The 25541-nt window shown below is 57.9% G+C and carries 18 protein-coding genes and 3 pseudogenes; 6 read left to right on the top strand and 15 right to left on the bottom strand.

Annotation, left to right across the window (positions count from 1 at the left end; genetic code table 11):
- Position 1: 1 nt before the first annotated feature.
- The 5 genes and pseudogenes from EN850_RS32575 to EN850_RS32550 form a co-directional block, all read right to left on the bottom strand.
- The gene (locus tag EN850_RS32575) at positions 2–1480 is read right to left on the bottom strand and encodes an NAD-dependent succinate-semialdehyde dehydrogenase (RefSeq protein ID WP_127309100.1); all 1479 of its coding nucleotides are present in this window, start codon (positions 1478–1480) and stop codon (positions 2–4) included.
- A 303-nt stretch (positions 1481–1783) separates the two neighbouring features.
- A pseudogene (locus EN850_RS37480) lies at positions 1784–1969 on the bottom strand (acyl-homoserine-lactone synthase); the annotation flags it as partial.
- Positions 1970–1998: 29 nt separating this feature from the next.
- The gene (locus EN850_RS32565) at positions 1999–3429 is read right to left on the bottom strand and encodes an amidohydrolase family protein (RefSeq protein ID WP_127309101.1); all 1431 of its coding nucleotides are present in this window, start codon (positions 3427–3429) and stop codon (positions 1999–2001) included.
- 511 nt (positions 3430–3940) lie between these two features.
- Positions 3941–5107 carry a M20 aminoacylase family protein gene (locus tag EN850_RS32560; RefSeq protein ID WP_127309113.1) on the bottom strand — a complete coding sequence of 389 codons (1167 nt, stop codon included), beginning with the start codon at positions 5105–5107 and terminating at the stop codon, positions 3941–3943.
- Between the two features lie 1419 nt (positions 5108–6526).
- A pseudogene (locus EN850_RS32550) lies at positions 6527–6956 on the bottom strand (transposase); the annotation flags it as partial.
- A gap of 140 nt (positions 6957–7096) precedes the next feature.
- Between EN850_RS32550 and EN850_RS32545 the strand changes: the two are divergent.
- Positions 7097–7400, top strand: a pseudogene (locus EN850_RS32545) (integrase core domain-containing protein); the annotation flags it as partial.
- Here EN850_RS32545 and EN850_RS32540 read toward each other — a convergent pair.
- Complete coding sequence (locus EN850_RS32540; protein WP_127309102.1) at positions 7397–8716, bottom strand: CapA family protein; 1320 nt, start codon at positions 8714–8716, stop codon at positions 7397–7399. The pseudogene EN850_RS32545 and the gene EN850_RS32540 overlap by 4 nt on opposite strands.
- Before the next feature lie 1491 nt (positions 8717–10207).
- On the opposite strand from EN850_RS32540, the gene EN850_RS32530 reads away from it, so the two are divergent.
- Genes EN850_RS32530 through EN850_RS32510 form a run of 5 tightly spaced genes read left to right on the top strand, consistent with a single transcriptional unit; the run spans position 10208 to position 15703 of the window.
- A complete protein-coding gene (locus EN850_RS32530) occupies positions 10208–11791 on the top strand; it encodes an ABC transporter substrate-binding protein (RefSeq protein ID WP_127309104.1) in 1584 nt (527 codons plus the stop codon).
- A 19-nt stretch (positions 11792–11810) separates the two neighbouring features.
- Positions 11811–12749 carry an ABC transporter permease gene (locus tag EN850_RS32525; RefSeq protein ID WP_127309105.1) on the top strand — a complete coding sequence of 313 codons (939 nt, stop codon included), beginning with the start codon at positions 11811–11813 and terminating at the stop codon, positions 12747–12749.
- A gap of 1 nt (position 12750) precedes the next feature.
- On the top strand, positions 12751–13644 hold the full coding sequence (locus EN850_RS32520; RefSeq protein ID WP_127309106.1) for an ABC transporter permease: 894 nt from the start codon (positions 12751–12753) through the stop codon (positions 13642–13644).
- The gene (locus tag EN850_RS32515; protein ID WP_127309107.1) at positions 13641–14660 is read left to right on the top strand and encodes an ABC transporter ATP-binding protein; all 1020 of its coding nucleotides are present in this window, start codon (positions 13641–13643) and stop codon (positions 14658–14660) included. The genes EN850_RS32520 and EN850_RS32515 overlap by 4 nt, the downstream gene beginning before the upstream one ends.
- Positions 14657–15703, top strand: a complete 1047-nt coding sequence (locus tag EN850_RS32510; RefSeq protein WP_127309108.1) for an ABC transporter ATP-binding protein — start codon at positions 14657–14659, stop codon at positions 15701–15703. The genes EN850_RS32515 and EN850_RS32510 overlap by 4 nt, the downstream gene beginning before the upstream one ends.
- On the opposite strand, the gene EN850_RS32505 is transcribed toward EN850_RS32510, so the two are convergent.
- The 9 genes from EN850_RS32505 to EN850_RS32460 all read right to left on the bottom strand — a co-directional run bounded on the left by EN850_RS32505 (position 15700) and on the right by EN850_RS32460 (position 25151).
- Positions 15700–16257: a hypothetical protein gene (locus EN850_RS32505; RefSeq protein ID WP_127309109.1), complete on the bottom strand. Its 558-nt coding sequence runs from the start codon at positions 16255–16257 to the stop codon at positions 15700–15702. The genes EN850_RS32510 and EN850_RS32505 overlap by 4 nt on opposite strands.
- Before the next feature lie 279 nt (positions 16258–16536).
- On the bottom strand, positions 16537–17034 hold the full coding sequence (locus EN850_RS32500) for an Lrp/AsnC family transcriptional regulator (protein ID WP_127309114.1): 498 nt from the start codon (positions 17032–17034) through the stop codon (positions 16537–16539).
- A gap of 127 nt (positions 17035–17161) precedes the next feature.
- Positions 17162–18544, bottom strand: coding sequence for a CapA family protein (locus tag EN850_RS32495; protein ID WP_127309110.1), 1383 nt, complete (start codon positions 18542–18544; stop codon positions 17162–17164).
- A gap of 111 nt (positions 18545–18655) precedes the next feature.
- Positions 18656–19672, bottom strand: coding sequence for a dipeptide ABC transporter ATP-binding protein (locus EN850_RS32490; protein WP_127309111.1), 1017 nt, complete (start codon positions 19670–19672; stop codon positions 18656–18658).
- The gene (locus tag EN850_RS32485) at positions 19669–20676 is read right to left on the bottom strand and encodes an ABC transporter ATP-binding protein (RefSeq protein ID WP_127317701.1); all 1008 of its coding nucleotides are present in this window, start codon (positions 20674–20676) and stop codon (positions 19669–19671) included. Before EN850_RS32485 ends, EN850_RS32490 begins: the two co-directional genes overlap by 4 nt.
- A gap of 1 nt (position 20677) precedes the next feature.
- A complete protein-coding gene (locus tag EN850_RS32480) occupies positions 20678–21559 on the bottom strand; it encodes an ABC transporter permease (RefSeq protein WP_127311627.1) in 882 nt (293 codons plus the stop codon).
- Between the two features lies 1 nt (position 21560).
- Positions 21561–22502 (bottom strand): ABC transporter permease, encoded by a 942-nt coding sequence (locus tag EN850_RS32475; RefSeq protein ID WP_127311628.1) that lies wholly within the window; start codon positions 22500–22502, stop codon positions 21561–21563.
- The gene (locus tag EN850_RS32470) at positions 22502–24109 is read right to left on the bottom strand and encodes an ABC transporter substrate-binding protein (RefSeq protein ID WP_127311629.1); all 1608 of its coding nucleotides are present in this window, start codon (positions 24107–24109) and stop codon (positions 22502–22504) included. Before EN850_RS32470 ends, EN850_RS32475 begins: the two co-directional genes overlap by 1 nt.
- 889 nt (positions 24110–24998) lie before the next feature.
- On the bottom strand, positions 24999–25151 hold the full coding sequence (locus EN850_RS32460) for an iron chelate uptake ABC transporter family permease subunit (protein WP_127311630.1): 153 nt from the start codon (positions 25149–25151) through the stop codon (positions 24999–25001).
- Positions 25152–25541 lie beyond the last annotated feature (390 nt).

The raw sequence follows: 25541 nt of genomic DNA, 5'->3' as shown, positions 1-25541 counted from the left end.
CTCACGCTACAAGATTCCCGAAGCAGGTGTATTTTGATTCCAGATACTCGGCGATGCCATGTTTGGAGCCTTCCCGGCCAAGACCGGACTGTTTCCACCCGCCAAACGGGATCGGCGCACCAGTGAATTTCGGCGTGTTGACCGCGACCATGCCGTATTCGAGCCGATCAGTGAGCCGCATCGCACGGTTGAGGTCTCGGGTGTAGACATAGGCCGCGAGGCCCATCTCGGAATTATTCGCGCGCTCGAGCACCTCCCCTTCGTCGTCAAAGGGCAAGATAGCAGCCACGGGCCCGAAGGTTTCTTCCCTGGCCACCCGCATGTCGTCAGTCACGTCGGCGAGCACCGTCGGTGTGACAAAGTTCCCGCGGAGAAAGTTGTCTTGTGCGCCGGTCACCATTCTGGCCCCCTCTGAGAGAGCCTCGGAGATCTGCTGCCTGCACTTTTCGGCACCGGACGCCTTGGTCATTGGACCGATGTCGACCCCCGGCTCCAACCCGTGCCCAACTTTCAGATCTCTGGTGGCCTGCGCGAATTTCTCTACAAAGTGGTCATAGACTCTCCTCTGCACGTAGATTCTGTTCGCTGCCAGGCAGTCCTGGCCGGATGTGGCGAATTTGGCAGCCATGCAACCGGCGACTGCGGCTTCGATAGGTGCGTCGTCGAACAGGATGAAGGGAGCATTGCCACCGAGTTCGAGCGAAGCTTTTTTCACGGTTTTCGCGGACTCCTGGAGCAGGAGGCGACCGACCTCGGTCGAGCCGGTAAAGGAGAACGCCCGCACCTCGGTATGCTCCAACAAACGCCTGGCCAGCGGCGGCGCCTCACCAGTTATCACCTGAAACACGCCAGCAGGGATGCCGGCTTCCTCGGCAAGGCGGGCGAGCGCGAGCGCCGATAAGGGCGTTTCTGGGGCCGGCTTGACGATCATGGGGCAGCCAGCGGCCAGCGCGGCTCCAGCTTTTCTTGTAATCATTGCCGAGGGAAAGTTCCATGGGGTGATAGCGACAGTCACTCCGATCGGCTGCATCTGCACTGCCAGCCGGCTCCCGGCGAGATGGCTAGGGATGGTTTCGCCGTAGGCCCGCTCACCCTCCGCCGCGAACCAATCAAGAAACCCGGCAGCGTATGAAATCTCGCCGCGAGCTTCCGCGATCGGCTTGCCTTGCTCGGCAGTCATGATCACGGCTAGATCTTCCGCGTTTTGACGCATACCGGTCGCCCACTTCCGCAGATATGCGCCACGTTCTGGGGGAAGCATGTCGCGCCACCGCAGGAACGCGGCTCTCGCGAAAAGAACCGCATCGTCCACATCCGATACCTCGCAGGCTGCTACCTTGGCCAAGGCTTCGCCAGTTGCAGGATCCACTATCGCGAGGCTTTCAGACTTTGAGGCCCAAGTCCCATTGATATATGCACATTCTTGCAAAAGGTCCGGCCGTTTGAGCCTCAGCAGTGCAGTGATTGCCGTGCCCCTCATCAATTACTCCAAGTGGATGATTAGATGCCTTCAAACTAGCTTTCCCCGAGCGTCGATTGACGGCAGAATTGCAGCGCTCAAGGCCGGTTTCCTGCAAACATCGCTCCAACGCTGCAGGATTGGGGAGTGACCGAACTATCTTATAGATGTTGCGCTTCTCTGCGCAGTCACGTCGGCCGTGCGAACGGACGGTGATGAACGGCTACAGCCGGGTCCGCTTGAGCCCGGAAAAGAGAAGCGGGCTCGGTTCACGAGCACCCGGCGCGCTTCACGCCCACAGCACTGGACATGAAGAACGTCCTCCAGCCTGTCGGTGGAGGCGTCGGGATATCCGGCCACGGCACCGGTGGCGCCGATTGTGTGCGGCTCGCCGATCCGAGCAAGCGGCCAGCCGGCGCGGCGAAGAATGCGCTCCATGCGCAGATCGGTGACGGTGACAATTCGGCTGAGGCGGCGGGGCAGGTCGAACTCGATCGTGCCGGCGAAGAGGGCCACCGGGGTCTGAATACTATTTTGACTCAGACGTCGTTCAAATTGTAGACTGCACGATTATTCTTATGGAGGACCATGCGCGCCGCCTCTATCGCCTCCTCGAAGGCGAGACTTCCGCCGACGACATAATCGGTCAACGCTTTCGCGAGATATCGCTTACCCCACCGTCCGGCGAGCCAGAACAGTTCGGGAACGTGGTAGTTGTCGCTCGCAAACAGGATTTTTGAGAGCGGAACCGCCTCCATGACCTGTTTATACCTCTCGTAGAGGCTCTGGTGGACGAACGGGGTCATGATCGATAGCTCGAAATAGCAGTTCGGATACAGGTGGCTGAGCCACGCCGCCTTGCCGACCGAGGGATAGCCGGCGTGCAGCGGGATGATCTTCGGCATCCGCATCATGTTGTCCTTGTCGAACCGGACCACTTCCTCCAGAAAGAATGGGTCCTGATTGCGCAGGATCACCTCTGGCGCCTCGCCGTCGCCAGTGTGGATTTGCATCGGCATGTCCCGCTTAAGGCATTCCTCCAGCGTCATCGTGAACGTGTACCGCCGCAGGTCCTTCGAGACATTGAACGCCGCCTGCCGTTCCATGAACGGCAATTCCGCGTAGGATTTCCGCATCGCATTCCACGACTTTGCCGCAAGCGTCCGATCGTAAAGCGGTTCGATCAGGCCGATATACGGCAGCAGGTACGACTTCATACCGACGGACTTCTTGCCGAAATTGCCCGTGCCATCCATGACGTCGAGAAGGCGTTCGAAGTAGAGACTCTCGAACTCGTCGAAGGAAATATCCATGCTAAATAATTCGCGCTGGATCTCCTCGATGCGGGCAATCCTGTGGGTCCGGCAGGGAAGGATTGCCTCTTCGAATTTCTCGATGGCCGGCCGGCCGCAGCTTTCGTGGTAGCCGGTATCGAGCATGATGTTTTCCAGGTTCACGTCGCGGAAAAGGGCGTTGACGTAGGACCAATAATCCCGGCCCCGGTCATTCCGTGCCTCGATGACGGCTTCGAATGTTGGTTCGCAATTCAGGAACTGTGCCAGCTCCTTTGTCAGGAATTTGATGAAAATGCTTTGGGACAGATGGTACGTCATCTCATCGACCTTGGCCTGGATTCCGAATGTCTTGTCAAGGTCGTGCCGGGTTGCCTCGTCACCGGTGAGCCAACGGTTATAGATCCCCGCAGGGAAGTAGTTAGGAAAAGGGTATCCGGCCAGCGAAATGCGCTCAAGATAGCGCTGGGGGGTGGTAATCGCATCGCGGTCGGTAACGAGGTGACAATGCGTGTCATCAAGCGGGAGCGCGTTGACCACATCGAAGATCTTGAAGAATTCAGGATCCTGCCTTCCAGGGAACAGGGGTAGGTGACGCAGGTAAGGAGAAGTCGACGACGTCGTCTTCGCGGGACTTGCGGCCAGATCGCTCGACATCTCGGCGACAGGGTTGTTCATTTGATGTCATCTCCGTCTGTCAAGTTTACGGCCGCGTCGCGTACACATGCAGCCTCCAAATTTCGACCAGAACATCCTCAGATGCATCTGGAGGCGGCGGTTCAGTCCACCGACCACTCGTCTCTGTGCCGCCCTCAGTTCCAAGGCCTCGTCGAGGGATGGCGCAGCGGCGAGAATCTTGCGGGTGTAGTGTTCGCGGGGATGCTTCAGAACATCGCGCGGCAAACCCGCTTCGATGATCCTCCCCGCCCGCATAACCAAAACGCGGTCGGCAATTAAATTTCATGTATGATTAAGAACATACGCTAACCCCCGCGATGCTCGAAGTTCCAGCATCAGCTATGATGATTTGGACATCAACTGATACATCCAGCATGCTGACTGGCTCGTCGGCGACTACCAATTCGGGCTCCATAGCGAGTGGATGAAAACTCTGCGGTTTATGGATATGCTCGTTATTTGTTCTCCCTCATTGTTCCGGCAACTAGACTGGATGGGTTTTGCACAGCCTTCACGCCGCCAGCATCGACGTCTCGACCAGCTTTACCCAGTAGCCGATGCCGTAAGGTATGGCTTCATCGTTGAAGTCAAAGGCAGGGTTATGCACGTCGGCAGTTGAGCCATTCCCAATATAAATGTAAGCTCCGGGCCGCGCCTCCAGCATATACGCGAAATCTTCCGCTCCCATTGTAGGTTTGAGCCGGTCGGTCACTGCATCGTGGCCCACAATGTCGCGCGCGGCCTTAATCGCCAGATTAGTTTCTTCCGGGTGATTGACGGTGACGGGCTCCAGACGGTGGTACTTGAAGTCGATACTGCCGCCAAAGGCGCGCGCAATTCCGTTCGCGGACTCGGAGATCTGTCGTTGGGCAAAATCGCGCAATGTGGGTGAGAGAGCTCTAACAGTCCCAGATATCTGAGCGTGTTCTGGAATGCTGTTATAGCCCTCCCCAGCCCGCAACTGGGTAACGGAGACGACGAGCGACTCGAGCGGGTCCGTGTTGCGCGAAACGACACTTTGCAGCCCAACGATGATCTGCGCTGCAATAACGATGGGATCGATAACCCTTTGGGGATACGCCGCATGGCCGCCGCGGCCCTTCACAAAAATGTCGAACTCGTCAACCGAGGCCAACGCGAGGCCGGGGCAAATCCCGAATTTGCCTATCTCCATTCCTGGCGTGCAGTGCATGCCATAAACCTTTGAGATGCTGAACCGGTCCATGATACCTTCCTGGACCATTCTGTGGCCGCCTATGCCCGCTTCTTCCGCGGGCTGAAAGATCAAGGCAACGGACCCCTTGAAGTTGCGAGTCTTCGCAAGGTATTTGGCGGCGCCCAGCAGCATCGCCGTATGACCATCGTGGCCGCATCCGTGCATCTTGCCGGGTATGGTCGACGACCAGGGCTTGTTCGAGTTTTCAAGTATTGGCAGGGCGTCCATGTCCGCCCTCAACCCAATCGTAGGTCCGTCTCCGCCTTCGCCCTGGATTAGCGCAACAATACCGGTCTCAGCGATCCCCGTCTCGATATGGTTGATACCGAAAGAGGCCAGCTTCTCGGCCACGAACCTAGCCGTGTTGTGTTCCTCATAGCCGAGTTCGGGGTTTTCGTGCAGGTAACGACGCCACTCGGTTACTTCATTCTGCAGTTCCCGGAAGGCCTTAATGCTGCTCATGTGAACCTGTTCTCTGTTGGGATCTTTGTACTGTTTCATTGGCCGATGTTCCTAAAAAGCGACCTGCCAAAGGCGGCGCTCGCGAAGCAAATTTACGCGAACTCCATTCAGGTGAGACTAGCTTGCGCGATTAGGCTTGTATTGACACGTTCGGTCAGTTTCTTGACATATGCCGCCATATCGGCACTGAATTGGGTGAAGACGACCACAGTTTCGCTTAATTCACTTCCGCGAAAGCCGTGGCAAGCGCTCAGGCAACGTCTGCCGAGAACATCTCGCTCGAGCAATGCGCGCCGCCGTCATCTCATTGCCATGCAGCCGCTCGGCGGCAAGCACTTGGGCCTCGATCAGCGCACAAGCGAGCACCAACGTGCAGGCCCGCCTGGTCGGCCAGCGTCGACACCCCAGCTAAGGGCGGGCGGCGAAACCCCGCTCCCCCACTGACTAACTAGGGTCCCCAGAGGTAGTCCGTTCTCCCCTCCCCAGCACTTGGCCTAACAGCCTGGACCCAAGCCTCGTGACTTGCTGCTCCGGACTTGCAGCTGCGAACTTCTTCCGCGGCTACTACGGTCATCATCACGAACAGCTTGCCGCACGTCGTCGTACTGATGATGTCTGTCGCCATCTTTCCTTCGACGGACGTTTCATGGATCCCCCGTTCTGTCGTCGACCATCGTCGCGATTTGACCGCCAAATCACCTTCGCACAGGCCTGCTCGGCTGCGATACTCGTTGGGCGCCGGATCACTGCAAACTTTCGGCCCTTTTTGCAGGAATAGGGACTAGCTCCCGCGCTACGCTCTCCAATGCGGAATCGGCGAACAGCGAAGGCATGACCGAAGTACCTGATGGCTGGAGGCCGCGGGGTGCACGGCCAAGTTGTTTGCAGCACAAACCAATACGGAACTCGTGGCTCGACATGCCCGAAGCGCAAACCCAGGGAAAGATCATCATGGTACCGGAGCTCACTTCACCGGCCGCGGGGTTAAGAGCAACGCTTTGCATACATCCTAGCCAAATAGAGGCTTTGCGCCGCTGAAGCGCAACTCGAGTGTGCAAGACAGGCCTGTCAGGGCGGCTGAAGCTGCTCATCAGAATGGGACTGCGGTAGTCTGTTCAGATGGAAGATGATCGGCGCTCCAGCGTTACGTCGTGCCGAGGATATGCTTAGGGCGCACGGCCGTAAGCCGAAGGGATTGGCGATTGCGGGGCCTCTTTCAATTCCTTGAGGTCACTTTGCGTGGCAGGACTGGTCGAGCACTCAATCTCATAGATAAAAGCGCAAGGCTAAGAGAAAATGAAAAAGACGGCAGGCGCAGATGCGGATTTAAGTTCGCCGCCAGCGACACTTGCGCCCCTCAGAAACCGGACCTTTCGTTCGATTTGGCTAGCCACGCAGGTCTCCAGCCTTGGTTGGCTGGGTCTTCCACAGTTCCTGCGCGTCGTTGATGCCGGCGCGCAGCGGATCATGGTAGACCTGCGTCGCCTGGATCCTGAGCATGTGCAGCATCACCTGGGCATCCTTTGGATCGTTCTTGTCCCAGCTGTTGTGCAACGCTTCTCGTGTTCGGGCCAGCGCAAGCGACACCAGCCGCACCTCAAAACCCGCTTCAGCCAGGCGCCATGCTATCGGCCGGTGATAGTTCCCGGTCGCCTCAAAGGCGCACCACAGGGCGGCCGTACGCCTGCAGCACTTCGATCAGATGGTCGTGCTCAACACGGGTGTTGAGCACCAAAAGGCGACGCCGACGCTTGTGGCCCGGTGCTTCGATCAGAACTTCATTGCGCACCTTGGCAATGTCGATCGCTACCAGCACCGCGGCGGCGGGTGTAGACTCTGAAGGGGTCATGGTCGGTCTCTCCGGAATGGTGTGAACATTCACATTCTAGAGAAACTTTGACTGGCCATGGCCGCCTCGACAGCGGTGCGCGCCTGCAGCGAAAAGCTGCGCGCACCGCTCTCTCGGTCGCCGCGGCTCCTTCATTCCGCAGCGACTACGGCTCGTGCTACCGGTCAAAAGCTTTTCAGGCAGCAAACGTCTCAGGTCTACGTCAGATATTCACAAGACCGTACACGCCCAAGGCCAACGGAAAGGCTGAGCGCTTCATCCAGACGAGCTTGCGCGAATGGGCTTAATGCCCGAGCCTACAACACTTCTCATGAACGCACCGCTGAGCTGCCACGCTTTCGTCGCTGCAATTGGCACAGGCCACATGGCAGCTTACAATCAAAACCACCTATCAGCCGTCTCGGCTTGATGATCAGGGACAACCTGTTGAGACTCCACAGCTAGCGCGACCAACCCTGCCCTAAAACCAGATCGCAATAATCTTTCATCTTTATTAGGTCACCACCGGTAACGTTGCCGACCTCGTCAAGACGCTCGTCCAATTTTTCGAGCCGCATCGTCCTCTTGCCTTTGTCTAAGGATATGTTGCGAATAATGGGGATTGGTTGAGCGTTCTTTAAATAAGTTCGCTGTTCACCAGCAATTGTCCTGCCCTTTGAAATATTTAAGTTCAATACAAGGCTTAATATGAGGTGCGGTGCCGTAAACCAGTCCCATGTGAGGCTGCCAAGGGAATAGGCTATAATCGCGGTACGGTGCGGATCCCTCTTGGGGCGATAATACTCAACAGGTTGGATGACGTGCGGATGAGTGCCTAAAATCAGATCAACACCCTCTTCTACCAGGGCGTGAGCGGCTTCGATCTGTCTAAGCAGAGGAAAAAACTCGAATTCCACACCCCAATGGATGGAGGCGATGATAAAATCACAATCCTGTTCTTTACAATCCGCGATCTGAGCTCGCAGCAAATCTAACTCTGTAGGTACATTCCGAGACATGAGTCTAGACACATGAATTCGGAACTCATGCCCTGGAGGCAATGCAAACCCGTTAAGACTGTATGTAGCGGAAACAAAACCGATTTTGATCCCGTTTCTTGTGATGGTCTTGCATTTGCCATACTCGTCTTTCTTCCGTGGCGCGCCAATGGTAAGTATTCCATCGCTTTCTGCGATGTCCTGCGTGCGAGTAAGCACGTCAACCCCAAGGTCATTTGCGTGATTATTTGCCATATTAAGGACGTCGAAACGCGAAGTGTTATGAGACGTCAATGTGCGGTACTGCTCAATTGTGCAGCACATGCGAAACGAAGTTATATCAGGCATTACTTCATTGACTATGTGGGCATCAGCAACCACGGATTCATAGTTTGCAAAAGTCACGTCTTTATCGAAGACGACATCTTTAATTTGCGAGAAAAGCTGATTGTTTGAGGCTTCCAGGCCCGCAGCCTGAATAAGATCGCCACACGCAGCTAGACTGAGGGCGTCCTCTTCAACCCAGCCAGCCGGCAATGATATGTCGCTAGATTTCAACGACGATAAGGCCTCTGAGACCTCTCGCGAGTTTTTCGTGATGGGATGCCTACTGGTGTAAAACCAGTACTCAAGGCCGTTGCCCGTCCCTTCGGACATGCCGTTTGCCCTCTGGTGTAAAGGAAACTCCCACGATCCGTGGACTTCGGCTCTACGGATAGCTTCGAGCGCCTGTTCGTTGGGCTGGAAGACCTCAGTTGGATCAATTGGAAGCCGGATTGTCATGGTGGTCGCTCCGATTTGCGGGTTGTAGTGATCGATCTCAGAGATTGGCAAACACACTCCTGACCGCGTACGCTGACTTCGAAAAGACGATGTCGGCTTGCTCGCGGGTCAGACAGAGCGTCGGGGCAAGACCAAAAATGTCGCCCTGCGGCATGGCGCGGAGTAAGGATCGCGAGGGGCCACGATCCCCGTCCTGCGCCGCTAACACGTCGCCCGGTCGTCTGCGCAAAGCCACAATCGAAAGGGCAAGCATGTTGTCTTATTAGAGCCAGTCATTACGCCAAAACTTCCAATAATTGCTCGGAACGCACGAGCGGCTTCATCGGCGCTCAACACAAAAGACTCTCAAAGGAAGCGATCTGCGCAGGGCGCGCCGCTCGCCAAGCCATTTCATGCGAACTCCGCCCATACTAGATCGCTCAATCAGGATCGCATTGACGCGTTAGGCCATTTTTTTGACATCTGCCGCCATATCAGCACCTTGATGATCCTGAGTTCCCCTGGCGGTTGCCTTGCGTTGTGGGGCAAAGCTCCGTCGCTTTCCAGCTCGCAAGCGCGGCTCGATCGGCCCGCTTCATCCGGGAGAAAACAAGATAGCCGCACAATCTCGGCGCAATGGCGCGGCCCTGAAAAATCATACTGGCAGAAATCAACCTGCTGACGCCAAGCTCGTCGGCCAGATACTAAACCACCTCGTCGGGAGCCTCAGCCGCCGCGGTCGCAAAATATCCATACGCGAACGAAAAGCTTCAGTCGAACTGCCAGTCCAAGCCTCGACCCGGCCGGCCTTGCGTAAAAATTCGATGTCGGGAAAAGGGAGGCTCCATTGCTGTCGACGCCTCAAGCGAAACACGCAACTACATCCACTCCGTCTGCGAAGAGTGAATTCTCAAGCGACGCCGCCATACGGGTCATCCGTGCCGCCAACGTTCCACAACTTGACCAAATCGCAGTTCGATCCGATCAGGCCTACCTAGCCGCCGTCAAAATCCGCGAACTTTAAGCGATTGCGTTCGGTAGGCGCGTGGCTCAGGAGACGACGCGGCGCTAGCAGTATCTTTCGACGCGGAAACGCCCATGTGCGTGCTTATCTATGACGCCGCGGTAGTAATCCTAACCCGCCGCCGGCAAACAGCGACTGGCGCAATTGGGATATAACACTACGCGACAAGATCGGCTTCAAACGCTCCGCTTTCGGTCATCCGCAAGCTCGCCCTTACCAGGCATGCGATGCTCCGCTTCGGTGGGCCGATATGGCGGCAAGTGTCAAAAAAGTGGCCGAATATGTCAATGCGATCCCCATTGTGCGATATAGTATCGTTCCCAATGGAACTCGCGTGAAACTGGCTACTGCATTCGTACTCTCAATGCGATTGAGAGCAGTCTGCGCATGGCTAGGAGAGATACGGTGTGGGATGCCGTCTGGCGCTGCTCGCGCGAAAACAGGCCCACTCCATCTGCAAGCTGTTCGGGTAATTAAGGGGAACAACTATGAACTATTATCAAGGTAGTGTTAGCCGCAGAAACTTCCTTAAGACTACTTCAGTGATCGGAGGGGGGATCGTCGCGGCTGGAATGCCCTTGTCCAGCGCGATCTGGGCTGCGGAAGGAAAGGTCCTCACAGCTGCTTCAACCAACGATATTACCAAGATGGATCCCCAATTCTACACTGCCGTCTCTGAAGTGAGCGTGATGGAGTGTCTCTATTCGAAGCTCACGCGATTCAAGCCGGGCTCCGAATGGGGCTGGGAGTTGGAAGCGGCCGAAAAACTGGAGCAGGTCGATCCAACCCATGTCCGCTTTCGCCTAAAAAAAGGGATCAAATTCACTGGCGATTACGGCGAACTTACCGCCAAAGACGTAAAATTTTCCTTTGAGCGGGGGATCAAGCACAATTCGCCGGTCAAAGATAATTGGGGTTCACTCGATCATGTCGAGATTGAAGATGACTATACTGGCGTAATCGTACTCAAGACCCCGTTCATGCCACTCTTTAACATCGCATTCCCCTACGCGGTAGGCCATATCGTATCCGAAGCTGCGGTGATGAAGGCAACCAAGGACGGCGGCGATTTCGGCATGAAGCCGCCAGCGTTCTCGGGGCCGTATGTGCTTGCCGAATATAAGCCAAACCAGCATTTGCTGTTGACCCGCAATCCGGAATGGGCGGGTTCGAAGCCAGGCTTTGACGAAATCCGCGTGGTCCTGATCGGCGACACCAAGACGGCAGAACGCGCCTATCAGGCAGGCGACATTGACTTCACTGGTATCACTCTGGATTCCCTCGCAAAGTTCAAGAGCAATCCGCCGGCCGACACCAAGATTGAGGGACATCCCTCACTGAACTACCACTGGATTGGCATGAATGTGGATCATCCAAAACTGAAGGACATCAACGTCCGCAAGGCGATCCAGTGGGCGATCAATGTGCCGCAGATCCTGGAAGCCGCATTTGCGGGACAGGCGGAGGTCGCAACAGGGACAATTCCTCCTGGCCTTCTAGGGCATCGTGAGAAAGCGCTTGTCCCGCCGGAAGGCGATCTCGAGAAGGCCAAGGAGTTCCTAGAAACGGCTGGTGTGAGCGATCTGAACCTGACCATCGATTGCCTGAACGAGAGCCTTTTTTTGACTATAGCCCAGACTGTGCAAGCTCAATTGTCGCAGATCGGCATCACGGTCGAGATCAATGCTCAGGATGCCGGCTCGTTCTGGACGCTCGGCATGGAATCCGAAGGCGATCGCTGGAAGGACATGCAGCTCACTGTCATGTGGTTCAGCAATTTGCCAGACCCCTTCTATGCGACAGGATCCTTCCTACAAAGCCGAGTGGGGATCTGGAACTGGGAGCGCTTCCGCAGCGAACGCTTTGACGAACTCAGCGCCAAGGGAGTCACTATTAGCGATCCGAACGAGCGGGCGAAGATCTACCAAGAGATGCAGGATCTCATGGAAGAATCCGGTGCCTACCGGTTCCTTACTCATGGGGGCAATCCGGTCATGTATCGCACCACGCATACGCAGGCCGTAACCCGTCCTGACGGTTACCCGCTGTACGTAGATTTCAAGGCAGTTTAGCTCTAGGCACCGTAAGAATATGTGGCTGTATTTTGCCAAACGTACCATCCTCGCGGTCGCAATTATTGCGGTCGCGGTGACGCTATTGTTCCTGATGATCATGGCAGTACCCGGCGATCCTGCCGTGGTTATGCTCGGCCCGCGAGCGACGCCCGAGATGAAGGCGCTGCTGCACCAGCAGATGGGACTAGACAAGCCGCTCGTTGTGCAGATTGTCACGTTCTTCGGCGGGCTGCTCCATGGCAATCTCGGCTTTGACGTGTTCAGTCAGAGACCTGTTGCAGACATTGTCTTCGAGCAACTGCCTTTTACATTAGAACTGATTTTGATCTCCATCTTATGGGCGGTCGTGATAGCCGTGCCGCTCGGCTGTTACTCCGCGGTGCGGCGTAACTCGTTGGTGGACCAGGTGGCCGGCGTCGTGACGGTGGCCACGATCGCAATCCCCTCCTTCGTCATGGCGGTCTATGCGCTGCTGATTTTTGCCGTGACCCTACGCTGGTTGCCAGCGATCGGAGCCGGCAATGGCCTCTGGGATGGACTTATCCATCTCATCCTCCCAGCTTTCGCCATAGGGATTGGTTGGGTCGGTTACATATCCCGACTGGTACGGGCATCCATGCTTGAGGTTCTGGGCGAAAACCACATACGCATGGCTAGCTCCTTCGGGATCTCGGAATGGCGCATCGTTGCGCGCTACGCGCTGCCGCTCGCGATCCTGCCGACCGTGACCATACTCGGGGTAGGCATCGCTTGGCTGCTTTCGTCCGCGGTCTTTATCGAAGTGGTCTTTGCGAGACCTGGCATCGGCGCGTTGATCGTGAATGCGGTCAATACGCGCAACTATCCGATTGTGATGGGCGTCGTGCTCGTCACCACGTTCCTTATCGTTGCCGCTACGACGCTCTCCGATGTGGTCAACGCATTACTCGATCCGCGAACTCGGGAAAAGCTCTGACATGATGAGCGTTGAAGCCATCCGTCCGGAAGCCAACGATGCCACGGCTGTCGGCGCCTTTCGCACCTTTTGGGGGCAATTTCGCAAGAACCGTCTGGGCATGCTCGGAGCAGTGCTTGTCGTGCTCATAGCAGCAATTGCGATCTTCGCTCCGCTGATTGTCACGCATGATCCGATCCGGATCATGGTCGGACCGCGTCTGGCCGCACCTTCACTGGATTTTCTGCTGGGCACGGACCAACTGGGCCGCGACACGTTTTCTCGCACTATCCTGGGCAGCCGCATTCCCCTCTTCGTGGCTTTCGCCTCTCTCGGCAGTTCACTGGCAGTCGGGCTAGTCCTTGGCTTGATCGCGGGCTTCGGTCCGCGCTGGCTTGACAATTTGCTTCTGCTGTTCTTCGATACGATCCGCTCCTTCCCAAGTATCATTTTCGCGCTGGCCCTGATCGCACTTCTGGGACCAAGCCTGGCGAGTGTCATTCTCGTCATTGCAATAACGTCCATGCCCATTTACGCGCGTGTCGTGCGTACGCAGACAGAAGGGCTGCGTAACAGTGAGTATATCGCCGCAGAGCGTAGCATGGGGGCTGGCACAACACGTATCCTGGCCGTGCACATATTGCCAAATGTCCTCGGCCCGCTTGTCATTCTGGTGAGCATGGACGTGCCCGCCGTGATTGCCGTGGAGGCGGGTCTCAGCTTCCTCGGCATGGGCGTGCGACCGCCGACCCCTGATTGGGGAGCTATCCTCAACGATGGCTACAGCTACATCGATCAGACGCCCTGGCTTGTATTTGCAGGCGGCGTTCCGATCGTCCTCGCAACGCTTGGCTTCACATTCCTGGGCGAGGCGCTACGCGAAATCTTCGATCCCAAGCTGCGGAAAGACCTATGAGACACGACGATTCGATACCGCCGCTCTCATTCAGTCGCCCGCTTCTTGAGGTCCGTGACCTGAGTCTCGATTTTGGTACGCCGCGTGGGCGCATCCAGGCCCTGCGTAAGGTTTCTATCGACGTTCCGGCCGCACAAGTGGTTGGCATTGTCGGCGAGAGTGGATCTGGAAAATCGACGCTCGCATACACGGTAATGGGCCTCCTTTCTGAAAATGCAGATGTGACCGCCGGCAGTATCCTGTTTGAAGGTAAAGACCTGCTCAAAATGCCCGCTCAGGCGCGTAGGAACTTGCTCGGCGATCGTCTCTCCATGATCTTTCAGGATCCGATGACCGCACTCAATCCGGTGCGGACCATCGAGAGCCAGATGATCGATATTCAGCACCACGAACAAGGAAGCCGCAGCGAAAAGCGCGCTCGTGCGCTCGATATGCTTCACCGGGTCGGAATTCCCGATCCCCAAAGCCGTATCGGCGCCTACCCGCATCACTTCTCTGGCGGCATGCGCCAGCGCGTTTGCATCGCCATGGCGCTTCTAGTGAAACCGGCGCTCCTCGTGGCCGACGAGCCAACCACCGCGCTTGATGCGACCTTGGAAGTGCAGATCATTCATTTGCTCAAGGATCTGCAGAAAGAGATCGGCTGCTCGATTCTGTTCGTCTCCCACCACCTCGGAGCGGTGGCTGAGTTGTGTGACCGGGTCGCCGTCATGTATGCGGGCGAAGTGGTGGAGCAGGGCGCCGTTCGGGACATCTTCCACAATCCTGCTCACCCCTACACGCGCGCGCTACTTGAGTGCGATCCCGGGCGGATCAAGAAAAGCACGCGCACTTTGCCGACCATTCCGGGCGAGGTGCCGGGTCTCCTGGGCACCAAGGTAGGGTGTATCTTTCGGACACGTTGCCGGCAAGCGTTCGATCGCTGTGGGCAAGAGAACCCGGTCGAGTACCGCATCGGCGTAGACCAAGTCGCCCGATGCCATCTCCTCGACAAAGAACTGTTGGTTTCGGTATGAGCGCGCTGCTCCGGGTTGAGGACCTGCTGGTACGTTTCCGCACTATGGGTCCGCTTAAGGCGCTCGCAACCGGGACGAGAGCCCCTTTCATTGACGCGGTATGTGGTGTGTCCTTTGAAATCCGCAAGGGCGAGACACTGGCCCTTGTCGGTGAAAGTGGCTCAGGCAAATCCACCATCGCGCGTACGATAATCGGCTTGCAGCGGGCTGTGAGCGGCAGCATCAGCTTCGACGGACAGGAAATTGAGGAGCTCACCGGGGCCGAACGCAAGCCTTATTTGCGGCGCATGGCGATGATGTTCCAGGATCCCGTCGGCTCGCTCTCGCCGAGGCTGACGGTGCGATCGCTTCTCACAGAGCCCTTTCGCATCCATGGGCTAAAGGATCGCGATGCCGAAGGCGAAGCGGAGCGACTGCTTCGAATGGTCGGCTTGTCGGCGGAATTTGCTCGTCGCTACCCCCATCAGCTTTCCGGTGGTCAGGCCAGGCGCGTTGGTATCGCGCGTGCTCTTGCGCTAAGTCCGGACTTGCTTATTGCCGATGAGCCGACCGCAGGCCTCGATGTTTCGGTGCAGGGCGAGGTGCTTAATCTTCTCGCGCGGCTTCAAAACGAACTCGGCATGGCGATCTTGATCATCACACACAATCTTAACGTTGTGCGCCACATGACCGATCGGATGGCGATCATGTATCTCGGCCGCTTTATTGAGGTAGGCTCGACCGAGCGTATTTTCGATCAACCGCGCCACCCCTATACAGAGGCGCTGCTTGCGGCCAATCCCGAGCCTGACCCAGATGCGGTGCTCAACAGGATCGAGCTCAAGGGTGAGGTGCCGAGCCTGATGAGGCGGCCATCCGGTTGCGAGTTCCACACCCGCTGCCGTTACGCGCAGGATATCTGCAGCCGCATTTTCCCCGAACCTTCAACCAGCCCGGATGACCCGGAGCACAGCTTCAGATGCCATTTCCCGATCCAGCGTGAAGTCATCTCTGGCTTCGGGCGGCCACACCATACCTCATTCGGAACAAGTGATGGTGACTAAGGAAGGTCTCGGCTCAGGACCCATTGATCAGAGCCACAAGTGACGGTGGCCTGCGATGCAGATCCCGCGACGAAGGTGTGGGCGCATGTGTCGGAGCGGGTGGCGATGCGCCGGCAGTCCTTTAGCTTGGCGAACAGGTCGCGACCTTGTGGCGTTGATGATAAAAGCGTTGTCGTAGGGTTGCGAGCCGGGACAAGCCGTTTCGCTCCGAGATCCGCGCGCATCCGAAGCGCCCGCACGGAAGCGCTCGAAGACCTGGCGGTGGAATTTTCGGCACACGGTCTTTCGGCGCGCGACATTGAGGGTGAGCGGTGCCGGAGATCGATCGAGGCATGTACTTGCAGCCGAAGGCGGGATCGCAATGTCGCGCTGCTTCGTGTTTCCCTCCCGTCGTCCGTGGCCTTGGTGACTTCACAGTTCAGCGCGTCCCGGTCCTTCTGGCGCAGCTTGGCTGGCTTCTTCTGCCGCTGGTGCGGCACCTTTCCTGTCTTGATTTGGGCCTTTTCAGTATCGCTACTGCGCTGCTTCGCCGCCGCCACGATCGTGGCATCCACGATCTGGCGACCCCTCGCCAGATTGCCGGCCTGCCGAGGTGCTTGTCGAACCGGGCAACCGGTCCTCCACCGCCCGGCCCTGCGTGTGGTACTCCCTAAACAACCAGATCGTTTTGGCGTCGGGAACCTTTGTCGCCGAGCCCCAGCCCGAGAACCGCAAGAAGCAAAGCCGGTCCTGAATCCTCAATCTGAAACTGGGCCTGATCGTCCGAGAGGCTGAAGCGATGGCTGACTACCGCGGCGCCATGGAAATGGGCAACCTGTCGCCTTGGACGACAATCACTTCCCCGGTGTTTGCGCTAGGTGCTGAGTCACCTCGAGAGGCACGGCGAAGCTGGCCTTGACGCGATCCATAACTACCATGGTCTTGAATCCCTTGATGTCATGGTTTTCGTAAAAGAAGCGACGCGTGAACTCTTCATAGTCCTCCATGTCCTTGGCGGTTACGATAAGAATGAAGTCCGCATCCCCCGTAACATAGAAGCCAATCATTACCTCATGTGTGTTGCGAATTGCCGCTTTGAATCGATCGACGATGTCCGCCCTTTCCCTTTCGAGGGATACCAGGACGATCATGGTGATATGGCGGCCCACTGCCTTGGGTGAGACAATGGCAACATCCGCTTCTATCACCCTTTCAGCGCGTAGCCGTTTCAAGCGCCGTTGGCATGCCGTTGGGGACAGATTCACGATTTCAGCTAATTCTTCTGACGTAAGCCGGTTGTTCTTCTGGACAGCTCCAAGAAGTGCGACATCTATACGATCCAACTCGGTCATTCCGCGATCCTGCGCAATCCAGCAAACGGTCGCCGGAAGCTTTGCATTGACATCAAGTATAGCTCCGCCATTTAAGAGGGCTTTCTTCGGGAGCGCGGTTCTTTTATTGATCCGCGTCATCCGCAGCCTAGCTGGACCGAAGTCTGATCACACCAATATTGTTTTCGACGGCAATTTCGGTACCGAAAGGGTTCGAAAGCTCCTGGAGACGCTCTAGAATTCTGTTTGCTTGCTGGCCGAGCGCGAGTCGAGGGATGCCCCGGTTGGCAAACCTCTTCGAGTGACCAAGTTCAATTGGATAGATGCGCAATTCGGTAAGTTGATTGTGCTCAAATCGGCTGACTGCGATAATGCTTTCGTAGAAGACCGGGTCCGCGAATCCCGGGTCTGTCTTATAACCTCTCGCCATCTCATCGACTGTCACCTCGGCATCAGTGTCGCTCCGCGGATCCTTGCCATGAGCGGTGAACATGTCGGCGCCTACGGGCGTCCGCAAGTCGTCCATGATGAAGTTCCCAACGCTGTAGAGAATCGGCCTGCCCTTGTAGATCTCAATGCCTCTAAGCTGGTGCGGTCCATGCACGATATACGCATCGGCCCCGGCATCGATCATTTTGTGCGCAAAGGATTGTTCGTAGTCGGGCAACTGCTGGCTCCAATTCCCGGGCTCATGCCCATGGTTGGTGACGATGCAGAAGTCAGCAAACTGCTTGCCTCGGCGAACGTTTCGTAGGATGTCCGCGACATCGCTCTCATCGGGTTCGTAGCTGAAACCGACCTGGTCGCCCGCCTTGTACCTCGCTCCAGCGAGTGCGAGGCCGTTTGGATCGTTACGGCCGGGCCTGTAATTGGGCAGCGCATCGCGGACTTGCCTCAAGTTCTCGAGCATCGCCCGAGGGACTACTATGCTTTCTTCCAGACGAAGGGCAGAGAGGCCGGGTCTGCCCGGCGCCTCGCCGGCAGGATCGCACGCGCGAGACATAGGAGTAAACGTCGTGGCAAATGAAATGAGCGCCACCCGAGCGCGTGGAGTCTCCAGGAACCGGGCGGCGCCGGCTTGTGCAAGATTTTCGCCAACACCTGCGTAAACGATTCCGTTCTGATCCAGTGCTCGGCACGTCTCCCGCATGCCTTCAACACCCCAGTCGAGGGTATGGTTGTTGGCGTAGCTGACCAGGTTGAAGCCCATGGCCTTCAGATCAGGCCCGAGTTCTGGCAGGCTGACGTGATATGCGCCCCCGTACTCGGCCTGCGGACTTCCGTTGAACGATCGGATGTCAAAGATGTTGGTTTCCATATTGCCGAACGTGACATCGGCATCTCGAAGGATCTTTACGATGTCGTCAAAGCCGGGATGCTGACCCTTCGTCAGTGGCCGGGTCACGATCAGATCGCCCACCGCGACCATCGTGAAACCGTCCGCAACATTCGTTGCAATTGAACCGGTCGGATCATAGCTCCCGGTCTGCTGGGCGAGAGAAGAACCCTTCTCGTGTCGATCTTTTTCCATAAGCTTCGCTTTAATTGTTTTCTTGCTGCACTTGGCGTGATGTTCACGTCAGCACCGCACTCGAGATCTTCGATCGGGTGAGAGGGGCTGGGGCTATGCCACAGCGATGAGCTAAGGAGGATTGGCCGCCGCAGCCGGTTGGGCCGGGATGTCGGTGGCCGGAGCGCGAACATGACAGGCGACGACCCGTCCGTCTGCCATTGGGACCAAAGGCGGCACTTCGATGCGGCAACGCTCGATCGCGAGCGGGCAACGCGGATGAAACGCGCACCCGCTCGGCGGGTTGATCGGACTTGGCACCTCGCCCTCGACGGGCGACTCCAGCCGAACCCGCGTCGGATCCGGAACCGGAGCTGCCGCGATCAGCGCCTCGGTGTAGGGATGGACCGGTTTCGCGAAGAGCGCCTCGCTCGGGGCGAGCTCCACGATCCGCCCCAAATACATGACCGCAACGCGATGTGCGATATGCTCCACGACGCCGAGGTCATGCGAAATGAAGACGAAGGCGATGCCCATCTGCTGCTGGAGATCCAGAAGCAGATTCAGGATCTGCGCCTGCACGGAGACGTCGAGGGCTGACACCGCTTCGTCTGCGATGATGAGAGAGGGGTTGAGCGACAGGGCGCGGGCAATACCGAGCCGCTGGCGCTGACCGCCCGACAATTCGGACGGCAGCCTGTGCATCATTTCGGGCGACATTCCGACTTTTCGCAGAAGGTCCGTGGCGAGTGCCTGGCGCTGCTTGCGGCTAAGACGTTCAAAATTCTCGACGGGTTCGGTGATAATTTGCCCGGCCGTGAGGCGGGGATTCAGGGACGAGTAAGGATCCTGAAACACCATCTGCATCCGACGGCGCCACGCGTGAAGCGCGTCCTTCTTGAGGCCCGCAATGTCGGTCCCGTCGATCAGTACGCGGCCACCCGTCGGCTCGACGAGCCGCATCAGGAGCCGCGCGACGGTGGACTTGCCGCAGCCGGACTCGCCGACGATGCAAAGCGTCCCGCCCGCCTCAACGGTGAAGGATACATCCTCCACCGCTCGGATCACCGGAATGCTTTTCTTGAAGAGGCCCGAGCCAAGCGGATAGTGCTTGGTCAGCTTCTCGACTTTTAGCAGAGGTCCGTTCATGCGCCCATCACCTCTTCGGCGCGCCAGCAAGCTGCGGCGTGGCTCAACCCGACATCACGCATGGCGGGCGTCTTGTCGCGGCAAATGTCGATAGCGAACGGGCAGCGAGGAGCAAAGCTGCAGCCCACAATGGGCTCGCGTAGGCTTGGCACAATGCCGGGAATTTCTGGAAGGCGGCGCTGACGGCCACGCCGCGGATCAGGCACCGACCGCATCAGCCCCTGGGTGTAAGGATGCGCGGGACGCGCAAACAAATCTATCACGTTCGCTTGTTCTACGATCCGACCAGCATACATCACGATCACGCGTTGGCATGTCTCTGCGACAACGCCCAGGTCATGCGTGATGAAAATGACGGCCGTTCCCGTGCGCTCTTTCAGCTCGACGATGAGCCGCAGGATCTGCGCCTGGATAGTAACGTCGAGCGCAGTGGTCGGCTCGTCGGCGATCAACAGTTCCGGCGAGCAGGCAAGAGCCATGGCGATCATGGCGCGCTGGCGCATGCCGCCTGACATTTCGTGAGGATAGTTGTTGACGCGACGCTCGGGATCCGCGATCCGCACGAGACGCAGCATCTCTTCGGCTTTCTTCATGGCCGCCGGGCGGGAAGCCTTGGTGTGGATCTGCACCGCCTCGGCGATCTGGTGGCCGACCGTGTAGACCGGGTTCAGGCTCGTCATCGGCTCCTGAAAGATCATGGCGATCCGGTCGCCGCGGGTCTTTCGCATCTCCCGATCGGACAGCTGAAGCAGGTCGCGTCCCTGGAAACGGACCTCGCCGCCGACGGTCCTGGCGGTCTGCTTCGGCAGCAGGCGAAGGATCGACAGGGCGGTGACGCTCTTCCCGCATCCGGATTCGCCAACGACGCCGAGCGTCTCGCCTTTCTTGACCTGGAAGCTGATGCCGCCCAGGGCACGAGTGACGCTTTCTTCGCCAAAGAAATGCGTTTCGAGGTTTCGCACGTCGAGCAGCAAGTCGTTCCCTAACCTTTGATGCATCTGCATGTCAGCGCCTCTGCTTGGCGCGGGGATCGAACAGGTCGCGCAGGCCGTCCCCGAGCAGGTTGACGGCAAGGACGGTGACGGCAAGACAGATACCGGGGGCGAAGATCGTCAATGGGGCGATGGCGAGATACAGGCGCGAACTGGCGATCATGTTGCCCCAGCTCGGAATCTCGGGCGGCACGCCCACGCCGAGGAAGCTCAGCCCCGCCTCCGTCAGGATCGCGCTGGCGCAGACGGTAGCGCCCTGGAGCATTAGCGCCGGAATGGTGCTCGGCAGGATATGTCGCCACAGCACTTTCGGCAGGCGCGCCCCGCCGCAGAGCGCGGCCTCCACATAGGGACGCTCGCGAACACCCAGAACCACAGAACGAACCAGCCGCGCGACGGCTGGCGTCTCAGGGATGGCGATGGCGACGATGAGGATGCCGATCCCCGGTCCTATCAGAGAAATGAGCGCAATCGCCAGCAGAATCGTCGGGATCGACATCAGGCCGTCCATGACCCGCATGACGACATTGTCGAAGCTGCGGCTGTAACCTGCGATGACACCGATCAGGAGCCCGACCACGGCCGCGCTCGCTGCCGACAGCAGCCCGACCAGGAGGGAGATGCGGGCACCGAAGATCGTTCGCGCAAACACATCCCGGCCCAGATTGTCGCTCCCAAACCACATTTCGGCGGAAGGCGGCTGAAGGCGTTTGAACGGATCCATGTTCCCCGGATCGCCAGCGTAAAGTGGGGCAGCCAGCGCCAGGATGATCAGAAGCCCCAGCAGGCCGCCGCCTATCAAGACCAACGGATGGCGTCTTGCCAGACGCGGAAGGTCAGACAGGCGAAGTCGCCCCGCCGGAACATATTCAACTGGTGCCGACAAATTCGTCATTTCAGTACCGGATGCGCGGATCGATCAGGGTGTACGCCAGATCGACCGTGAGATTGATCAGTACGTACAAACCCGAAGTCAGGATGAGCACGCTCTGAATGATCGGATAGTCACGGTTGTTGATTGCATCGACGACCAGACGGCCAATGCCGGGTATGTTGAACACGGTTTCCGTGAGGACGACGCCGCCGATCAGATAGGCGAAGCTGATGCCGATGACGGTCAGGATCGGGACCCCGGCATTCTTCAGAGCATGATGAAAAAGCATGGCATAGGACGAAGCGCCCTTGGCCGCGGCTGTTCGCATATAGTCTTCTGACAGAACTTCGACCATGCTTGCCCGGGTAACTCGGGCGATGAATGCAATGTAGCCAAGACTTAACGCCACGGTGGGCAGGACCAGATGCACGAACCATCGGCCCAGATCAACCTCGATCGGCACGTATCCCTGTACCGGCAGCCAGCGGGTCCTGATAGCGAAGAAGTAGATGAGGAAAAAGCCGATCACAAAGACGGGGATGGAATACCCAAAAGCTGAAAAGGCCGTGAGGAGCCGATCGACCGGACGCCCGGTTCGCCACGCTGCAAGGATACCGAAGGAGACCCCCACCGTCACCGAAAGGATCATTGTTAGGATCGACAACGAAATGGTTGGTTCCAGCCGCTGCGCGACGAGTTCAAGGACCGGCCACCCACTGAAAATCGATGTCCCGAAGTCTCCCTGGAGAATGCTGAACGCCCAGCGCATAAACTGAACGGACAGCGGCGCGTTGAGCCCCAACTGTTCGCGGATAGCGGCGACTGCTTCGGGTGGAGCATTCCTACCGGCGATCATGGCCGCCGGATCGCCGGGCGCCAGCCTGAGAAGCAGGAACACAAAAACTCCGACCATCGCCATGACGGCGATGGCCGAAACTATCCTGCGAAGGATGTAATTACCCATCAGGCTGAGGTCTTCTGCATATTCCACATCGGCACGATTTGAGGCATGCCAATAACGCCAGTCAGCGTCTTGCGTCGCGTGATTGGCGAGACATATTTTCCCAACCTCACATCGCCGACGAAGTCCCACCATAATTTTTGCATCTTGCGGGCCACTGCCTTGCGCTCTTCAAGCGATTCGACATCCGCCCACTTGACCCGCAGCGCCTCATATTCGTCGTTCGTCGGCCAGCCGTACCAAGCCTTGTCACCATTCGCGAGGAGGAATGGTGAGGCGAGCGGATTGCCGAGCGAATAGTCAGGTTCCGACGTAATGAACACGCTCCAGCCGCCGTTCTCGACAGGGTCTTTGCTTGCCCGGCGCGTGGAAAGCTCACCCCAGGTCATTGACGCGAGCTCGGCATTGACTCCAATCTTCCGCAGCGAGGCCGCCAAAAGCTGCGAGGCATTGTCGCCCTCGCGCCAGTCCGTCGCAGTCAGAATGACTACCTTCTCGCCGGCGTATCCGGCCTCCGCGAGGAGCTGCTTAGCCTTTTCGGGATCGCCATCCTCCTTGTACCATCCTGTGTTCTCGTCGTTGGAAACCGGCGTAGTGTCTCCAAAGATCGAAGTGACCGTTTTGAAGTATTTTGGGTTGCCGAAGGCGGCGCGCAACATCGCCTTCTGATCGATTAGGTGGAGCACCGCCTGGCGCACCTTGACGTTGTTGAACGGCGGCTGCAGGAAATTCATTCGCAGGACCATGTCCCACCCTCCCTTGTCCAGAACCTGGAGTTCAAGGTTGGGATCGCTTTCGATCACTGGGTAAAGATCGGCGGGCGGGTCCTGCAGGTAATCAATCTCACCAGCTTGCAAGGCCGCGAGAGCGGTCTGCTGATCGGCGACATTCTCCCAAATGACTCGATCGACGTTGACGATCTTCCCGCCGGCCAATCCATCGGATGGCTCTTTGCGCGGCACGTATTTGTCGTTACGGTCGTAGGTGAAGCTCGCACCCGGCTTGGCGAGGGCTTCATTGAACCTGAACGGCCCCGAGCCGATATTTGTGGTCACCTGTTCGGTTGCGGGGCGATTGGCGTCCTTTTCGCGCATTATGAACAGGCACGGAGGAGTCAGGTCCGCTAGGATATCGATCAGCACCCCAAGCGGATCCTTGAGCGAGATCGTGAACGTCTTGTCGTCTTTCGTCGAAATGTCGCTGGCCCTGGCCAGGATAATTTGCCCGCCGGGATGAACCTGTCCCCAGCGGCGGATCGAAGCCACACAGTCCGCCGCGGTGACCGGAGTGCCGTCATGCCAGCCCAGACCGTCCCGGAGCTCGAATGTATAGGTCTTCTTGTCGTTGGAAACGCCCCACTTCCCCACCATTTGCGCCCGCGGCATCAACTTGGAGTCGAGCGTGAACAGGGTATCGTAAATCGCCGCGCCGTGATCAGCGGTAATGTTAGTTGCCGTCCAGATCGGATCGAACACGCGGAGATCACCCTTCACCATCCGAACGGTCTGCCCCGCAGTCGGTGTCGTCTGCGCCCGCAGAACCGACGGGATCGACACAGCCAAGCCGGCGGCAATGCCGGCCTTAAAGAGGTGGCGCCGGGAGATCGTCATTTTTTATTCCCCTTTTGATTTTGTGCATTGTAATTTCGTCATGCGCCCGATGGCCCTTGTGCCAAGCGCTATTAGTTAGAGAGTACAGCCAGTAGGTACTTCCCTTGTGCTTCAATTCGCTGACGCCACCTTGGCGGGCCACCAACTCGCACATGTCCGCGCTACCCAGTGCCACGATCAATCAAAAGCTGCCGTACGTGCAGAACTTCACACAGGGAGAGTTGGCGCATCCCTGCCGATCAGCAGTTGCACTATTCGCTCCGCTCACCCAGATTTCACGAGATCAGGTACCATTTTGCCGCTCTCATCGGCTCCATTGGGTGAGAATAGCTCGCGCTAGCAGAATCACGTTGACACGTTCGGCCATTTTTTTGACATCTGCCGCCATATCAATACTTGATGCTAGGTCCCTGACCTGCTAGTTGGTCGACACTGCATCATGGTGACGTGGGCGGCCATGGGGCTTTGACCCATGTTCGCAGGTCGCTATCAGCCAACTGCGTTATAGAACCACGGTCGCCAGTTTCGTAGAGATGCCGTCGTAAATGACGATTGCCACGTCGGGATATCCGGCCATCATAGTCGACCTCTCCCTATTGCCAACGTCGGGTCACCAAGCGCGTCCATTTCGAAGCCGACATCGCACAGCAGCGACGGGTCGCCAGGGGAGGCAAAATGCAGACCTGTGGCGCGGAGGCTTAGCCGTGAACGCCGGCTGCGTGCGAGCGCGAACGCGAACAACGGCTCGGCGATCAGCCAGGTGGGATGCCGAGTTGAATCTCTATCGTGTCAGGCAGGGCGCGCGAGATTGCCAATGCCGAGCAGCAAACCGCCGCCGATCAGCGCCGACACGGGCAGCACTGCGGAGACAACCATGTGCACGGCTAGTCTAGAAATCAGTGGCCCACGCAGCCAACGATGCCGTAACGCTGACGCGCGCAGCAGTCATCAACATCGCGGCCACGATCAGCAGCAGGCGCACGCGGGATACGTCGCCGCCCATGGCGCGTGCCTTGTCCTCGCCGGCAGCCAGTATGTTCACCTGCTACGTAGCGTAGAGCAAAAGCCCTGCCCCGGCGATCCGGGAGGAGCGCCGCCGTGCCCATGCGATGCAGGCCGCCAAGCAACCAGAAAGTGACGGTGGGCAGCTGGGTTCCTCGTTTCCCAGTCAATTAGCAATCGGCCCACTTTTCCTCGTCCGGCCCTTCTGAGGGCGGCGCCGGACCGTCACGGTCGACGGGGCTTTCATGATCTGAAGAAGCGGCGGGGGCTCTATCCTAGGCCGTACGCCGGATGCGCTCAACCCTAAAGCGTGTCGCGATTTAAGGGATTCAGGATTCCCCTTGATTTGAGTTCGTGATTCATTGCGGTTGAAGGGAGACCGTGATGGGCAAGCCGCTACCACTTGAGTTGCGTCGGCGTGTTGTTGCGT

This window comes from Mesorhizobium sp. M8A.F.Ca.ET.207.01.1.1 (genome assembly GCF_004794715.1).
Taxonomy (GTDB): Bacteria; Pseudomonadota; Alphaproteobacteria; order Rhizobiales; family Rhizobiaceae; genus Mesorhizobium.
Note: the sequence above shows the minus strand (reverse complement) of the source record. Positions and strands in the feature narration are given on the sequence as shown.

What these genes read in the sequence shown, in the direction of transcription:
- EN850_RS32480 (WP_127311627.1), bottom strand. Translation starts at nt 21,559, where the DNA reads ATGACGAATTTGTCGGCACCAGTTGAATATGTTCCGGCGGGGCGACTT.
- EN850_RS32495 (WP_127309110.1), bottom strand. Translation starts at nt 18,544, where the DNA reads ATGGAAAAAGATCGACACGAGAAGGGTTCTTCTCTCGCCCAGCAGACC.
- EN850_RS32500 (WP_127309114.1), bottom strand. Translation starts at nt 17,034, where the DNA reads ATGACCGAGTTGGATCGTATAGATGTCGCACTTCTTGGAGCTGTCCAG.
- EN850_RS32475 (WP_127311628.1), bottom strand. Translation starts at nt 22,502, where the DNA reads ATGGGTAATTACATCCTTCGCAGGATAGTTTCGGCCATCGCCGTCATG.
- EN850_RS32490 (WP_127309111.1), bottom strand. Translation starts at nt 19,672, where the DNA reads ATGAACGGACCTCTGCTAAAAGTCGAGAAGCTGACCAAGCACTATCCG.
- EN850_RS32510 (WP_127309108.1), top strand. Translation starts at nt 14,657, where the DNA reads ATGAGCGCGCTGCTCCGGGTTGAGGACCTGCTGGTACGTTTCCGCACT.
- EN850_RS32530 (WP_127309104.1), top strand. Translation starts at nt 10,208, where the DNA reads ATGAACTATTATCAAGGTAGTGTTAGCCGCAGAAACTTCCTTAAGACT.
- EN850_RS32520 (WP_127309106.1), top strand. Translation starts at nt 12,751, where the DNA reads ATGATGAGCGTTGAAGCCATCCGTCCGGAAGCCAACGATGCCACGGCT.
- EN850_RS32470 (WP_127311629.1), bottom strand. Translation starts at nt 24,109, where the DNA reads ATGACGATCTCCCGGCGCCACCTCTTTAAGGCCGGCATTGCCGCCGGC.
- EN850_RS32565 (WP_127309101.1), bottom strand. Translation starts at nt 3,429, where the DNA reads ATGAACAACCCTGTCGCCGAGATGTCGAGCGATCTGGCCGCAAGTCCC.
- EN850_RS32485 (WP_127317701.1), bottom strand. Translation starts at nt 20,676, where the DNA reads ATGCAGATGCATCAAAGGTTAGGGAACGACTTGCTGCTCGACGTGCGA.
- EN850_RS32515 (WP_127309107.1), top strand. Translation starts at nt 13,641, where the DNA reads ATGAGACACGACGATTCGATACCGCCGCTCTCATTCAGTCGCCCGCTT.
- EN850_RS32560 (WP_127309113.1), bottom strand. Translation starts at nt 5,107, where the DNA reads ATGAGCAGCATTAAGGCCTTCCGGGAACTGCAGAATGAAGTAACCGAG.
- EN850_RS32540 (WP_127309102.1), bottom strand. Translation starts at nt 8,716, where the DNA reads ATGACAATCCGGCTTCCAATTGATCCAACTGAGGTCTTCCAGCCCAAC.
- EN850_RS32525 (WP_127309105.1), top strand. Translation starts at nt 11,811, where the DNA reads ATGTGGCTGTATTTTGCCAAACGTACCATCCTCGCGGTCGCAATTATT.
- EN850_RS32575 (WP_127309100.1), bottom strand. Translation starts at nt 1,480, where the DNA reads ATGAGGGGCACGGCAATCACTGCACTGCTGAGGCTCAAACGGCCGGAC.